1 protein-coding gene is annotated in these 688 nt (G+C 43.0%); it reads left to right on the forward strand.

Annotated elements, in window-relative coordinates:
- Positions 1-224: 224 nt before the first annotated feature.
- Positions 225-578 (forward strand): hypothetical protein, encoded by a 354-nt coding sequence (locus LRP50_RS25395; RefSeq protein WP_274167175.1) that lies wholly within the window; start codon positions 225-227, stop codon positions 576-578.
- Positions 579-688: the final 110 nt, after the last annotated feature.

Here is a 688-nt window from a genome sequence, read left to right on the forward strand (position 1 = left end):
GATAGTTATGTTTTCTGAGGAATTGACTGAGCAAGGAATTGCTTGTGGTTCGGGCGAAAAGTTGCTCGCTGAGCAAGGTTTGGCCGAATTATAGAATGGGGTAATGGAGACAAACATCGGATGGTGCCTGCATTAATTACATCACCGACACAGTGATCAGATACTTTAAATTCATTTCATACTGTTAAGGTTCAGCAATAAAAACGCCATTATCAGGGAACGAAATGGACGACATAACCTTTTCAGTGGGTGCAGTAACCTTCAAGTATTCGCTCACCGCCGAGCAAAAGAAATTCTTACAACTCGCACAAGAAACCACCGTTGACCTCAATCAATGGCCGATATTTTCGGATCATATTACCGACACGATCCATGCAGCGATCCCTGATGAACTAGAGCTACCCACAGAAAAACAGCTCAAGTACGCCCGAACCATTTCGAAGGATTTGAATGTTAAATTACCTCAAGATTATGACGAAAGCGCCTTAGCCTGTTTGTCGTTTATCGCCGACCACAAGCCAGCCCACGATAGGGTGCTGGCGGTGTTTAATGGGATTAAGGGGAAGTTGCTGGTATAGATATGTTTAAGTAACTAGCAAACTATGCCTTAATTTGATTGAAATCTGCTAACGTTCCGCCTGTTTCAAAGTGCTTCATTAACACTTCTTTTTGGGCGACAAGCTCTTTA

The sequence above is a fragment of the Enterovibrio gelatinilyticus genome, from assembly GCF_028683095.1.
GTDB lineage: Bacteria > Pseudomonadota > Gammaproteobacteria > Enterobacterales > Vibrionaceae > Enterovibrio > Enterovibrio gelatinilyticus.

What these genes read in the sequence shown, in the direction of transcription:
- LRP50_RS25395 (WP_274167175.1), top strand. Translation starts at nt 225, where the DNA reads ATGGACGACATAACCTTTTCAGTGGGTGCAGTAACCTTCAAGTATTCG.